A 13,316-nucleotide genomic window follows, 5' to 3' on the forward strand; every position below is an offset into this window, starting at 1 on the left:
ACCAAGGGTGGCTTTGCCAACGAGAACGCATTGCTCAAGTTGCTGTATGCAGGTATGTTGAAGGCGTCAGAGAAGTGGACGCATCCGGTGCAGAATTGGAACCTGACATTGTCCCAACTGAGCATCCACTTCGAAGGGCGGCTCGACGACTACGTAGATCTTTAAACGTTGGGTGACACAGAACTATGAACACCCTCGTACCTGCTTGAACAGCAACTCCACCTTGTGACACCCTTYTTACTTCAAGAATTTAATATGGAAGTGAGCCCGTAAAAACAATCCCATCAGCTACAAGACTATATTTCTTCCCTAAATTATAACGTTCTAAATATCTCTTCTCATCTTGATTGTAAGAGCTCATTGCTTTAAACCCAGTAAAGCTTCCGATATAATCGTATCCATAGTATGTTCGGTAATCACCATAGACGACTGAATCAGTCAGTAGCTCCCAACCATATCTGTCTCTAATAGTTATTGTTGTCGAGATATTATGGGGAATAGGCCAAATGCTCCTTATCCGTACTGTTTCTTTAGAGTACTCGCCTAAGACAAAAGCTTTATCGTTGGGAATATCTTTACATTGATCAATTGTGACTGTATTGAAATCTCTGTGGGGTCGCTCATGAGTGAAAGGGAGTCTTTCTATCGCGTTCACTGGTCTTAGTTCGTGAGGCCCATTACGATTAGGTCCCAATTCAATATAGCCGCGAGGTAAGGGAGCTACTTCGAGCCAGTCATTATTATTATCGACAATTTTTATCTGTGGAGTCTCATGCGTCGCCACAAAATTTGGACTATATTCATAAGTAATTTCAAATAGATAGTCGTACATGGCAGGTGTCTGTACATTTGAGAACGCGTTACTTACTGATGCTTTTAACATGGAAATAGCTTTGGTATCAGTGAGATAGGTTTCAATAAGCTTATGTCCTGATATATCACCCTTATCACTTACAGTCGCAGTAAAGTTGGATTTGGGCACTGAGCCGATACCAGTTAACTGAAGACCGTTGATTACCAAGTCATTGCCAGAAAGAATATAGTCACCTTTAAGGAGCGGTGATGCAGGTGCAATATGAATTGCTTTTACGTTACTACCATCATATCCCTTTTGAGATGTCGCGTAGTCAAATGACCTATTCATCCAAAGGTTGCCTTGAGAGTGAGCGATATAGATCAGCTTTTTACCTTGCCAAGTCAGAGCATCATTGATTAAGCGATGATTCCTTTGTGTAATCTCGGTCTCAGGAGAGTCTACCATCTCATTAAGTCGTTCAAGAAAAAAACTGATAGCTTCTTGTTTTGACTTAGAGAAAAGATCATTGAAGAATGAGATAGGAGTTGAAATAATAGCACCGAGCTTTTCAGCGATTGACCCTTCCCCGCGCCCATTCATTAACTCCCAGAAGAGTTCCCATTTATCATTCAGCCTCTGGTCCATTTCTTCGGTACGCTGGTCAAAGGTTTCGGCTAAATCGGCAATAATATTAATACCGCTACTCTCAATGTTAGATTCATTATAAAAAAGCTGGTAATCGACCTTTTCGCCTTGGTATTGGTGATAATTCAAGGTAGTTGCAACCTCATCTAATGACTTTTTTGCACCTCGTTCTGTGTTAGCTACACCATTGAAAAAAGCAACAGTATAGCCCTCAACTTTGCATGAAGACGCCAGTGCCTGGTAGGGGTGCATAATAAGAAGGAAAATGATAAAGCATAGCTTTTTATTCACAGTACTCCTCCTTAGCGTCAAGCATTATTGAGGTCGAACCATCAAGTAAATGATTATACTCAAGGTAAGCCCTAGTTCTTTTTTTGGTATTGTATGTTAACGCTTCAATAGTATTAGAAGTGTTTGTTCTATCTCTAACTGGGATGCCGACAAATCGTTTACACGCCAAGACTTTGTTGTATTCTTCGCTGATTTCAAATGCTTTTTTTCGGTTCGCGTGAGTGTCTTGACTGAAATCATAATACAGGCTTTTCTGCGCCTGACGGGCATCTTGTTTTAGGGCGTTACGTACCGGCTCTTTAACTTCAAGCGCGTTAAGGAACGCTTCAATGTCATCTCTAATCCCGTCACCATTGTCATCTTTTCCTGCAACAGAGTCGCTTCTGTCTATCAGGTGTTCATACTTCTCGTACAATAAACCTAATTGCTCATCTATTGTCTCTTTCGATTGGAGCTCAGCGGTCAGCGCTGGGGTTTTCTCTATGCGCGTCGAATCACCAGGAGCAGGCGTCTCTATCGGCGATGACCCGTCAGCAATCGGTTTGCTGTCCTCTTTGCAGCCTACTAGGGTGAGTAATATAGCGAGTACGATGTAACGCATGGTTATATCCTTTTATGAGAGAGTTAACTATGAGATAAATAATGCTTAGACACTTTGCATGAAGACGCCAGTGCCTGATGGGAGAGCATAGCAAGAAGGAAAATGATAAAGCATAGCTGTTTATTCACAGTACTCCTCCTTATCATCAAGCATTATTGAAGTCGAACCATCAAGTAAATGATTATACTCAAGATAAGCCATGGTTCTTTTTTTGGTATTGTAAGTTAAAGATTCAATAGTCTCGGACGTATCTATACTATCGTCAACTGAGATGCCGACGAACCCTTTACACGCCAAAACTTTGTTGTATTCTTCGCTGATTTCAAATGCTTTTTTCCGGTTCGCGTGAGTGTCTTGACTGAAGTCATAATACAGGTTTTTCTGCGCCTGACGGGCATCTTGTTTTAGGGCATTACGTACCGGCTCTTTAACTTCAAGCGCGTTAAGGAACGCTTCAATGTCATCTCTAATCCCGTCACCATTTTCATCTCTTCCTGCAACAGAGTCGCTTCTGTCTATCAGGTGTTCATACTTCTCGTACAATAAACCTAATTGCTCATCTATTGTCTCTTTCGATTGGAGCTCAGCGGTCAGCGCTGGGGTTTTCTCTATGCGCGTCGAGTCACCAGGGACAGGCGTCTCTATCGGCGATGATCCGTCAGCAATCGGTTTGCTGTCCTCTTTGCAGCCGACGAGGGTAAGTAATATAGCGAGTGCGATGTAACGCATGGTTATATCCTTTTTACGGGGAAGCGACTTATGAGATAAACGAGTCTTCACCTTTCTTAAAAAGACCTGATACTTTTTCCAAAGAACCTGGCAAAGCGGCCATTGAAGACGCATGTTACACCGGAATAAGTTTTTTACTTGTCTCAAAAAAGATAATACTGATTATTTGGAATGACATCTCAGGTTATTTTGTGTGTTACACGAGTTTGCTTTTAGTAGTGCTAAGGCCAGCTTTGGCATGATGGTTCAGGGCAAGATCGCGAACGTTTTTAACCATAAAAGGATCGGTTTGACGATCATCTTTGGTAGCAGATCGCCAAATCCTGCTCAGATCAGTTAAACTGCCTGTATTCCCGACAGTTAGTGACAAGGCGTCCTATGTTTAACGGCAAATCCATTCTGATCACCGGCGGTACTGGTTCTTTTGGTAAAAAGTACGTCCGCACCCTGCTTGAACGCTATCAACCACGCCGCCTCGTGGTGCTCTCTCGCGATGAGCTCAAGCAATATGAAATGCAGCAAACCTTTAACGCCCCTTGCATGCGCTATTTTATCGGCGACGTGCGTGATGGCGATCGTTTAATGCAAGCGATGCAAGGCATTGACTATGTGATTCATGCTGCTGCACTTAAGCAGGTACCTGCCGCCGAATACAACCCGATGGAATGTATCAAGACCAACATTCACGGCGCAGAGAATGTGATTCGCGCTGCGATTGCCAACGGGGTGGAAAAGGTGATTGCGCTCTCGACCGATAAAGCCGCCAGCCCCAATAATCTCTATGGCGCCACCAAACTGTGTTCAGATAAATTGTTTGTCGCCGCTAACAATATGACCGGGGGCCAAAAGACACGTTTTTCGGTGGTGCGCTATGGCAATGTGGTCGGCTCGCGCGGCTCTGTGGTGCCTTTGTTTAAGAAAAAGGCAGCGGAAGGTGCGGATCATTTGCCCATTACTCACCCTGAAATGACCCGCTTTTGGATTACCTTGCAGCAAGGGGTGGATTTCGTGCTGAAAAACTTTTCGCGCATGTATGGCGGAGAAATATTTGTTCCTAAGATCCCATCGGTTCGTCTAACGGATCTCGCCAGCGCCTATGYCCCGAACACGCCCGTCAAGGTGATAGGCATTCGCCCCGGCGAAAAAATGCATGAAGTGATGTGTCCGGCTGACGATGCCCATCTGACGCTCGAATTTGCCGACCATTACGTGATTTGTCCCACCATCAAGTTCTACGATGCCGATGATGACTACCGAGAAAATGCGTTGGGCGAAAAAGGACAGTCCGTGCCAGAGGGCTTTGAGTATCAATCAGGCACTAACCCAGATGTGTTAACCGTCGAGGCCATTTTGCAACTCGACACCGAGCAGTAAAGGAGTATGGCGTTGATCCCATACGGAAAGCAGCATCTTAGTGAGCAAGACTATGCCGCTGTGCTTGAGGTGCTAAAAAGTGATTATCTGACGCAAGGCCCGCAAGTTCCGGCTTTTGAAGCCGCCGTCGCCGAACTCACCGGGGCGGCGCATGCGGTCGCTGTTAATAGCGCCACATCTGCCCTGCATCTCGCTTGTCTGGCGTTAGGGTTAGGCCCAGGCGATCGTTTATGGACCTCGCCCATTACCTTTGTCGCGTCAGCCAATTGTGGTCGATACTGTGGTGCCGAAGTGGATTTTGTCGATATCGACCCAGACACACGTAACCTATGCCCCCAGCAGCTCGCGAAAAAACTGGCGCAAGCGGCCGCTACTCACACCTTACCCAAAGTGCTGGTGGTGGTGCATATGGCCGGTGCCAGTGCGCCAATGGCCGAGATTGCCGCGCTCGCTAAGCGTTATCAGGTGGCCATTATTGAGGATGCGTCACATGCTATGGGTGCCCACTATCAAGGCGCGGCGGTGGGTGGATGCCAGTACAGCGATATTAGCGTATTTAGTTTTCATCCGGTCAAAGTGGTTACCGCGGGAGAGGCTGGGGTTGCCACCACCCAACATGCCACATTGGCGAAAGCGCTGCGTCAGTTGCGTAGCCACGGGATCACCCGTGATGCAGAAGACAGCCACGCTGCCCTGCCACCTTGGGGTTATGAACAGCGTGCATTGGGGATGAACTATCGCCTCTCGGATATTCATGCCGCGCTTGGCCGTTCACAACTAACCCAGCTTCGTTCCTTTATCACCAGACGGTTTGCACTTGCCGAGCGTTACCATCAGGCGCTGGCGGATTTGCCCGTTAAGCGACCCATTTTAGATCCTGAGTCGGCATGGCATTTGTATTTGATTGAGCTTGATCACGCCGACACACGCCGCACCGTTTTTGAGGCTATGCGTGTGCAAGGCATTGGCGTGAACGTGCACTATATTCCTGTGCATACGCAACCTTACTATCAGGCACAGGGCTTCCAGCCCGGAGACTTCCCGCTTGCCGAGCAGTATTACGCGGGGGCACTCACTTTGCCGCTTTACCCCGATTTAACCGAGCAACAGCAAGATACAGTGATTGCTGCACTACATAGAGCCATTGAGGATGCGTGACCGATGAATGTATGTATTATTCCCGCCCGCGGTGGCAGCAAACGCATTCCCGGCAAGAACCTCAAGCTGTTTAACGGTACGCCCATTATTACTTATGCCATTGCGACAGCACGTCAAAGTGGGCTATTCGATCGCGTCTTGGTTTCCACCGATTGCGAGGATATTGCCAGTGTGGCGCGCGATGCAGGGGCTGAGGTGCCTTTTGTGCGTCCCGCCGAGATTGCCGGCGATCACGCTACGACCTTGGATGTGCTTGAGCATGCGATCCAGTGGCTCAGCCCGTCCCCACAGCAAACGCCTTTGCACGCGGTTTGCTGCCTGTATGCGACCACCCCCTTTGTCACCGCGGATGACTTGCGCCAAGGCTTAGCGTTACTGGACGGCGACACCGTCAAATACAGTTTTGCCGCCACCCGCTACGCCTTTCCGATTCAGCGCAGTATTCATGTCGATGCCGATGGCAGTGTCAGCATGTTATGGCCGGAGCACTTCACTACGCGCTCACAAGACCTACAACCGGCGTACCACGATGCGGGAATGTTTTACTGGGGCACGCCAAGTGCGTTTTTAGCGCGCGAGCCGGTTTTTGCCCCCCACTCGAAAGCTGTGTTGATCCCTCATTACCGCGTGCAAGACATTGATGAGCCGGATGACTGGCTACGCGCTGAGCTCATGTATCAACTGTTGGAGCAACAGGCCTTGCTATGAGCCATATTGCCATTCGAGTCGATGCCTCCCAAGCGATAGGCACCGGGCACGTCAGCCGCATGCACGTGTTGGCTAGCATGCTACAAGCGTCGGGTCATCAGGTAACCTTGGTATGTCGCGACCTGCCCGGCAATTTGATAGCGGTCAGCCATGAACAAGGCTTAACGGTGGCGGTGTTGCCTGCCCCCAAAAACTCGCTCGGCAACACCGATTGGCTTGGTGTGAGCCAGCAGCAAGATGCCGAAGAGACAACCGCATACGTGGCTAACCAACCGGTGGATTTGATGGTGGTGGATCATTACGCCCTCGATGCCCACTGGGAACAATCGATTCACACCCAAGTGGGCTGTCCGGTGATGGTGGTTGATGATTTAGCCAATAGGCCCCACGATTGCGCGTTTTTGCTCGATCAAAACCCTTGGCCTGACCTGACTACGCGCTACGCGTCACAGCTTTTAAATCCACAGGCCCGATGCTTGTTGGGGCCTGACTATGCACTATTGCGTCCAGCATTTGCCGCCTTGCATCACTCTCCGCCGCCGCGGGAAGATAAGGTGATCGCCTTTTTCTCCGGTACGGATCCGACCGGTGAAAGCCGCAAGCTTGTGGACGCAGTGAAACACCTAGAAGCCGTTCAACACCTAGAAGAAGGGCAGAACCTCGAGAGGCTGCCTTTTTCGCTATTAATTGTCACCGGACGGCGTAACCCAGACCGCGAAGCATTGTGTAAAGCGCCTGTCCCCGATGGGGTTAGTGTGGTGGAAGCACTGTCGGACTTTGATACCCACCTGGCACGGGCACGCTACGCATTTGGAGCCGCCGGCGTCACTGCCATTGAGCGCAGCTGCTTGGGGGTGCCTAGCACCTTGGTGTGTGTGGCGGAAAACCAACACGCCATGGCCGAGTATCTCGCCGGACAGCCGGGCTATCAATACTTAGGACGCGGTGAGCACACCCGCTGGCAAGATTACGCGTCTGCACTGCAGCATCTTGCGGCAAACTGGCATCAGCTTCCTATCCTGCCAGCGATCACTGATGGAAAAGGCGCAGAGCGTGTCGTCGCGGCCTTGGAGCATGACTTATGCAACTGATTTTTAGAGCGGTGACTCACGCGGACAGTGACACTTTATGGCATTGGCGCAATCGTCCCGCTGTCCGCCAGTTTATGTACACCCAACATGAAATAAGCCATGATGAGCACAAGGCATGGTTCAGCCATACGCTCGCCAACACGCACCGTTATTTCTATATCGTTTACAAACGCGTAGACGGCCAACCGGACAAGCCTCTTGGCGTGGTCAACCTTGACCTCGATAGCGAGAATAGGACAAGTGCGACCTGGGCTTTTTACGCCGCCCCCGATGCACCACGTGGAAGCGGCGCGCTCATGGAGTTTGGCGCATTAAGCTTAACGTTTGAAACCTTGGGCGTGACCCAGTTGAACTGTGAAGTACTCAGTCATAATCAGGGGGTAGTTCGGCTACATCAACGCTTTGGCTTTCGTGAGACGCCGCAAAGTCGGCAACGCACCTGTTCCCTGCCTGAGGGAAAAACAGTCGAGATTGTGTGCCTGTCTTTGTCCGCTGATGAGTGGCAGCAAGGCGCCAGCGCCCTTCAAACCAAACTGAATATCGACGCGGTTTATGAACAACGACATTAAGATTGCAGGCCGTTTGATCGGCCCCCAGCATCCTCCCTATATCATTGCCGAAATGTCGGCGAACCATAATGGTAGCCTTGAGCTTGCCAAACAAACCATTTCCATGRCCAAAGCCTGCGGTGCCGATGCGGTCAAAATGCAAAGCTATACCGCCGATACCATTACCCTTGATTGCGACCACGATGAGTTTCAGATCAAAGGCGGACTGTGGGATGGTTATAGCCTCCACCAGCTATATCGCTGGGCACAAACCCCGTTTGAGTGGCACAAGCCATTATTTGATCACGCCAGAAAAGAAGGCGTCACCTTATTCTCCTCTCCTTTTGATTGCTCAGCGATTGACTTGCTCGAGGATCTTAACGCACCCGCCTATAAAATAGCCTCGTTCGAGGCGATTGATTTGCCTTTGATTCGCTATGCCGCGCAAACCGGTAAACCGATGATCATCTCAACCGGCATGGCTGACGAGACAGAGATCGCCGAGGCGGTGGCGACCGCCCGTGATAACGGCTGTCGTGAGCTGGTGTTGCTTCATTGTATCAGCGCCTACCCTGCGCCGATTGAACAAAGCTATCTGCGAACCATTCCAACCTTAGCCACCCGCTATCAAACCTTGGCGGGCTTATCCGATCATTCGCTGACCAACACCGCCGCGATCGCAGCCGTCGCACTCGGCGCGTGCGTGATTGAAAAACATGTGATGCTCTCTGAAGATTCGGGAGGCCCAGATGCCGCTTTCTCGCTTACGCCACCGGCACTCAGTGCGCTTTGTGAGCAAACCCACGCGGCGTGGCAAGCGTTAGGAGAAAGTGCCCTAACCACACGAGAGGCCGAGTCGAGCAACCGTCAATTTAGGCGCTCTTTGTATGTCTGTAAGGATATCGCGCCCGGTGAGCCACTGACGGCCGCTAATGTGCGCAGTATTCGTCCGGGCTTTGGTTTAGCACCGAAACACTATGATGCCGTGCTCGGAAAGCGCGCAACACGCGCGTTAACCAAAGGCACCCCATTGTCGTGGGAAGATATCGAAGACTAGCTGGAGCATATTCATAAAAAAACCCGGCAACTGAGCCGGGTTTCGTTTCTCACTGAGAATCAGTGATTACATCTGCTTGACCATCTCGTCAGCAAACTCAGAACATTTACGCAGGCTCGCGCCTTCCATCAAACGTTCAAAGTCATAGGTCACTGTCTTATTGGCGATGGTTTTTTCCATTGACTTGATCACCAAGTCAGCCGCTTCAAACCAGCCCATATGACGTAGCATCATTTCTGCAGACAGAATGAGTGAGCCTGGGTTCACCTTATCTTGACCAGCGTATTTCGGCGCCGTGCCGTGGGTCGCTTCAAACAGCGCCACACCGTCACCAATGTTGGCACCCGGGGCAATACCAATACCGCCAACCTGCGCGGCAAGCGCATCAGATACGTAGTCACCGTTCAAGTTCATGGTGGCAATCACATCATATTCCGCGGGACGCAGCAGAATTTGCTGCAAGAAGGCATCCGCGATGGAGTCTTTGATGGTGATTTGTTTGCCAGTCTTTGGATTTTTCATCGTCATCCAAGGACCGCCATCCAACAACTCGGCACCAAACTCTTTATTGGCCACTTCATAGGCCCAATCTTTAAACGCCCCTTCGGTAAACTTCATGATGTTACCTTTGTGGACGATAGTCAGTGAGTCACGGTCGTTATCGATGGTGTACTCGATAGCGGCGCGAACCAGACGTTTGGTGCCTTCTTCTGAGATTGGCTTAATGCCTACACCGCACTGCTCAGGGAAACGGATTTTGTTGGCACCCATTTCTTCACGCAGGAACTTAATCACTTTATCCGCTTCGGCCGTGCCGGCTTTAAACTCAACACCCGCGTAGATGTCTTCTGAGTTTTCGCGGAAGATCACCATGTCAGTATCTTCTGGCTTTTTCAGTGGGCTAGGAACGCCAGTGAAGTAACGTACCGGACGCGCACAAATGTAGAGGTCGAGTTCTTGACGAAGCGCCACGTTCAATGAGCGAATACCACCGCCAACTGGGGTCGTCAGTGGCCCTTTGATTGCCACTTTGTATTCGCGGATAAAGTCGAGGGTTTCAGCTGGCAGCCACTGATCGTCACCATATACCTTGGTGGACTTCTCACCGGTGTAGATTTCCATCCATGAAATCTTACGCTCACCGTTATAGGCTTTAGCAACAGCTGCATCAACAACTTTGATCATTGCAGGGCTAACATCCATCCCGATGCCATCCCCTTCAATGTAAGGGATCACAGGGTGGTTAGGGACTACCAGTTTTGTGCCGTCGAGTGTGATCTTCTGACCTTCCGCCGGTACAACTACTTTACTTTCCATTTTAATCTCCTAGCGTCCATTTGTTATCTTTGTGTAAGATGCGAGTCGAGGATACTCGAATTCATACAACACGCCAAACAGATTATTACGTGTATAATACGGAAGTCTCATTTGCCGTTTAATCTATTTGACAGCCCTCATGCCATATAAAGCCCGCCCCCAGCCAGCGTCAAAGGCTGTTTCAAACACCCAAGCTCCATCGGCCAAGGGTGGAAAGGCTCCCCGAGCGGCCGCCCTCGCCACAAAAGTGATACTTGTTAACAAACCTTATAACATGTTGACCCAGTTTAGTGGCGAACCAGGCGACAGTACATTGGCCGACATTGTATCGGTAAAAGATGTGTACCCGGCCGGTCGACTCGATAAAGATAGCGAAGGCTTGCTGGTGCTCACCAATAACGGGGCTTTACAAGCCAGACTCACCCAGCCTTCATCCAAGTCGCCCAAAACCTATTGGGTACAAGTCGAAGGCGAGCCTAGCGATGAAGCAATTCAGGCGCTCTGTAACGGTGTCGAACTGAAAGATGGTCTCACCCTGCCCGCCGATGTCACCAAAATGGCACCACCCGCCGTTTGGGAGCGCTATCCTCCGGTTCGTTATCGCGCTAACATTCCCACCACTTGGTTAAAGGTGGTGCTGCAAGAAGGGCGAAACCGGCAAGTACGCCGCATGACCGCGCATATCGGCCACCCGACGCTGCGCTTGATTCGTGCCCAACTCGGCCCATGGCAGCTGGATGATTTGCAACCGGGCCAGTGGCGTGAGGTTGCGCCCCCGAAAGGCTTCGAGCAGTTCACTCCTAAACCCAAAGGCGCAAAAGGGAAAGCACCGCGTGGGCGCACTCGCTCGTCCAAGCGCGCACCGTCGAAGAAACGAGATAAGCGCTAGGAATACCTGAACATACCATCGTCCGATTTTCGCACACAGACCCTCCGCGCCAAGGATGGCGCGGCGGAGCCCCCAGGGATGGGTATACGGCGTGTCTGCGTGCGGGAGTCGGTCGATAAACCTAAGGGGTTCACAAGTCTTTGCGCGGCACCCAATCACAGACTAGGTCCGCCATTGATATTTAATCTCATGAACATAAGCTGCATCGGTCGCCGTCCACGCGACCATCTACTCACTTTGGATAACGGCTAACATGTGAGCCCTATCACATCTGTATCCGGCGATTTGATTCTGTTAAACTCAGCGTCCGTTTATTGATAGCAGCATTTGTGATCACCATGTCAGATAACAGCAGCAAAAAAGTGATTGTCGGAATGTCCGGCGGTGTTGATTCCTCCGTTTCTGCCTACTTGTTGAAACAACAGGGTTATCAGGTAGAAGGCCTGTTTATGAAAAACTGGGAAGAGGATGACAACGAGGAGTATTGCTCTGCTGCAGAAGACTTGGCTGATGCGCAAGATGTGTGTGACAAGCTTGGCATCGAGCTCCACACCATTAACTTTGCCGCTGAGTACTGGGACAATGTCTTCGAGCACTTTCTAACCGAATACAAAGCAGGTCGTACGCCCAACCCTGATATTCTTTGCAACAAAGAAATCAAATTTAAGGCGTTTCTCGAGTTTGCCGACGAGGTGTTGGATGCCGATTATATTGCCATGGGGCATTATGTCCGTCGCACCTTCCCCGAAAACGGTGAAAAAGCGCAAATGCTGCGTGGCTTGGACAATAACAAAGATCAAAGCTACTTCCTCTATACCCTCAGCCACGATCAGGTGGCACGTAGCCTGTTCCCTGTGGGCGATTTAGAAAAACCGCAGGTACGCCAAATTGCGGAAGAGCAAGGCTTGGTGACGGCGAAGAAAAAAGATTCAACCGGCATTTGCTTTATCGGCGAGCGTAAGTTTACTGACTTTTTGTCGCAGTACTTACCCGCGCAGCCCGGCCCTATCGAAACCACTGAGGGCGACGTCATTGGTGAACACCAAGGTTTGATGTACCACACCTTGGGTCAGCGCAAAGGCTTAGGGATTGGTGGCTTAAAGGGGGGCAACGGTAGTGAAGCCCCTTGGTATGTGGTCGATAAAGATGTCGCGCGTAATGTATTGCTCGTCGGTCAAGGCCATGATCATCCTCGACTCTATTCAGAAGGGCTCATCGCGGCGCAATTGCACTGGGTCGATCGTGAGATTGTGACCGAGACCCGCCGTTGCACGGTAAAAACCCGATACCGTCAACACGATATATCGTGTACTATCACGCCCGTTGATGACGATACAGTGAAAGTTATCTTCGACGAGCCGCAAATTGCGGTAACGCCGGGGCAATCCGCTGTCTTTTACGATGGCGATGTGTGCCTAGGCGGTGGCATTATCGAGCAACGTATTTAAGGAGCCGTGATCAGTGGCAGAGACGATTTATGATCGCACCCTGGCTTTTGCCAGCATTTGTCAGGCAGCAAAACTGGTGCAAGACGTATCTCGAAATGGATATTGTGACCAAGACGCGTTAAATACGAGCCTGAGTAGCATTATCATCACTAACCCATCTTCTACCCTAGACGTCTTTCGTGGAGAAGTGGGGAATGTCACCGGTGGCGGTGAGTCAGGCCTTCATGTTGGTTTAGAAACCCTCATTGGCCAACTCGATAATAGCCGCAACGGTAGCGAAACCATGCGCTACCTGATTAATTTGTTGGCGCTGGAGCGTAAACTGTCCAGCCGCCGTGATGCCATGGCACAACTGGGCGATCGCATTGAAACGATTGAGCGTCAAGTAAGCCATTTTGATTTGCTTGATGAGCAAATGATCAGCAATCTCGCCAGCATTTATCTCGACGTGATCAGTCCTCTCGGACCGCGCATTCAAGTGTCTGGTGACCCACAACATTTACAGCAAACTGGCGTGCAACACCGTGTGCGTGCCATCTTGCTTTCCGGTATCCGCAGTGCTGTCCTATGGCGTCAAGTAGGCGGTAAGCGCCGGCACCTTATCTTTGGTCGCAAACAAATGGTTGAGCAGGCCAAACTCATTCTAGCCCGAAGCTAATCAGAT

At 50.2% G+C, this 13,316-nt stretch carries 13 protein-coding genes and 1 pseudogene; 10 read left to right on the plus strand and 4 right to left on the minus strand.

Annotated features, from left to right (window positions below; all coding sequences use genetic code 11):
* Positions 1-165: pseudogene (locus BZG23_RS16490) on the plus strand (IS256 family transposase); the annotation flags it as partial.
* Between the two features lie 85 nt (positions 166-250).
* Here the strand turns inward: BZG23_RS16490 and BZG23_RS10355 are convergent.
* From BZG23_RS10355 to BZG23_RS10365, 3 genes are all read right to left on the minus strand, one after another.
* Positions 251-1,732: a hypothetical protein gene (locus BZG23_RS10355; RefSeq protein ID WP_241837206.1), complete on the minus strand. Its 1,482-nt coding sequence runs from the start codon at positions 1,730-1,732 to the stop codon at positions 251-253.
* A complete protein-coding gene (locus BZG23_RS10360) occupies positions 1,725-2,333 on the minus strand; it encodes a chromosome partitioning protein ParA (protein WP_077606870.1) in 609 nt (202 codons plus the stop codon). The genes BZG23_RS10355 and BZG23_RS10360 overlap by 8 nt, the downstream gene beginning before the upstream one ends.
* Before the next feature lie 120 nt (positions 2,334-2,453).
* Positions 2,454-3,062 (minus strand): chromosome partitioning protein ParA, encoded by a 609-nt coding sequence (locus BZG23_RS10365; RefSeq protein ID WP_077606871.1) that lies wholly within the window; start codon positions 3,060-3,062, stop codon positions 2,454-2,456.
* Positions 3,063-3,440: 378 nt separating this feature from the next.
* On the opposite strand from BZG23_RS10365, the gene pseB reads away from it, so the two are divergent.
* The 6 genes from pseB to pseI are packed head-to-tail and all read left to right on the plus strand — an operon-like array spanning position 3,441 to position 8,998.
* Entirely contained in the window at positions 3,441-4,436 is a 996-nt protein-coding gene (gene pseB / locus BZG23_RS10370; RefSeq protein ID WP_077606872.1) for a UDP-N-acetylglucosamine 4,6-dehydratase (inverting), read from the plus strand.
* A gap of 12 nt (positions 4,437-4,448) precedes the next feature.
* Positions 4,449-5,594: a UDP-4-amino-4,6-dideoxy-N-acetyl-beta-L-altrosamine transaminase gene (gene pseC / locus BZG23_RS10375; protein WP_077606925.1), complete on the plus strand. Its 1,146-nt coding sequence runs from the start codon at positions 4,449-4,451 to the stop codon at positions 5,592-5,594.
* 3 nt (positions 5,595-5,597) lie between these two features.
* A complete protein-coding gene (gene pseF / locus BZG23_RS10380; protein WP_077606873.1) occupies positions 5,598-6,302 on the plus strand; it encodes a pseudaminic acid cytidylyltransferase in 705 nt (234 codons plus the stop codon).
* Positions 6,299-7,393 (plus strand): UDP-2,4-diacetamido-2,4,6-trideoxy-beta-L-altropyranose hydrolase, encoded by a 1,095-nt coding sequence (gene pseG, locus BZG23_RS10385; protein WP_077606874.1) that lies wholly within the window; start codon positions 6,299-6,301, stop codon positions 7,391-7,393. The genes pseF and pseG overlap by 4 nt, the downstream gene beginning before the upstream one ends.
* Positions 7,384-7,962: a UDP-4-amino-4,6-dideoxy-N-acetyl-beta-L-altrosamine N-acetyltransferase gene (gene pseH, locus BZG23_RS10390; RefSeq protein WP_077606875.1), complete on the plus strand. Its 579-nt coding sequence runs from the start codon at positions 7,384-7,386 to the stop codon at positions 7,960-7,962. Before pseG ends, pseH begins: the two co-directional genes overlap by 10 nt.
* Positions 7,946-8,998, plus strand: coding sequence for a pseudaminic acid synthase (gene pseI, locus BZG23_RS10395; protein WP_077606876.1), 1,053 nt, complete (start codon positions 7,946-7,948; stop codon positions 8,996-8,998). The genes pseH and pseI overlap by 17 nt, the downstream gene beginning before the upstream one ends.
* A 66-nt stretch (positions 8,999-9,064) precedes the next feature.
* Here pseI and icd read toward each other — a convergent pair whose 3' ends face one another.
* Positions 9,065-10,315, minus strand: coding sequence for an NADP-dependent isocitrate dehydrogenase (icd, locus tag BZG23_RS10400; protein ID WP_046075328.1), 1,251 nt, complete (start codon positions 10,313-10,315; stop codon positions 9,065-9,067).
* A 274-nt stretch (positions 10,316-10,589) separates the two neighbouring features.
* On the opposite strand from icd, the gene BZG23_RS10405 reads away from it, so the two are divergent.
* The 3 genes from BZG23_RS10405 (at position 10,590) to hflD (ending at position 13,310) form a co-directional block, all read left to right on the plus strand.
* Positions 10,590-11,204 carry a pseudouridine synthase gene (locus BZG23_RS10405; protein WP_443216286.1) on the plus strand — a complete coding sequence of 205 codons (615 nt, stop codon included), beginning with the start codon at positions 10,590-10,592 and terminating at the stop codon, positions 11,202-11,204.
* A gap of 338 nt (positions 11,205-11,542) precedes the next feature.
* Positions 11,543-12,652 (plus strand): tRNA 2-thiouridine(34) synthase MnmA, encoded by a 1,110-nt coding sequence (gene mnmA, locus BZG23_RS10410; protein ID WP_069361249.1) that lies wholly within the window; start codon positions 11,543-11,545, stop codon positions 12,650-12,652.
* A 13-nt stretch (positions 12,653-12,665) separates the two neighbouring features.
* Positions 12,666-13,310 (plus strand): high frequency lysogenization protein HflD, encoded by a 645-nt coding sequence (hflD, locus tag BZG23_RS10415; RefSeq protein WP_046075327.1) that lies wholly within the window; start codon positions 12,666-12,668, stop codon positions 13,308-13,310.
* Positions 13,311-13,316 lie beyond the last annotated feature (6 nt).

It is taken from the genome of Salinivibrio sp. ML290 (assembly GCF_001995695.1).
Lineage (GTDB): Bacteria > Pseudomonadota > Gammaproteobacteria > Enterobacterales > Vibrionaceae > Salinivibrio > Salinivibrio siamensis.

Excerpts from the sequence above, each read along its gene's own strand:
- BZG23_RS10360 (WP_077606870.1), bottom strand. The coding sequence starts at position 2,333 with ATGCGTTACATCGTACTCGCTATATTACTCACCCTAGTAGGCTGCAAA.
- BZG23_RS10365 (WP_077606871.1), bottom strand. The coding sequence starts at position 3,062 with ATGCGTTACATCGCACTCGCTATATTACTTACCCTCGTCGGCTGCAAA.
- pseF (WP_077606873.1), top strand. The coding sequence starts at position 5,598 with ATGAATGTATGTATTATTCCCGCCCGCGGTGGCAGCAAACGCATTCCC.
- pseG (WP_077606874.1), top strand. The coding sequence starts at position 6,299 with ATGAGCCATATTGCCATTCGAGTCGATGCCTCCCAAGCGATAGGCACC.
- pseH (WP_077606875.1), top strand. The coding sequence starts at position 7,384 with ATGCAACTGATTTTTAGAGCGGTGACTCACGCGGACAGTGACACTTTA.
- icd (WP_046075328.1), bottom strand. The coding sequence starts at position 10,315 with ATGGAAAGTAAAGTAGTTGTACCGGCGGAAGGTCAGAAGATCACACTC.
- BZG23_RS10405 (WP_443216286.1), top strand. The coding sequence starts at position 10,590 with ATGTTGACCCAGTTTAGTGGCGAACCAGGCGACAGTACATTGGCCGAC.
- mnmA (WP_069361249.1), top strand. The coding sequence starts at position 11,543 with ATGTCAGATAACAGCAGCAAAAAAGTGATTGTCGGAATGTCCGGCGGT.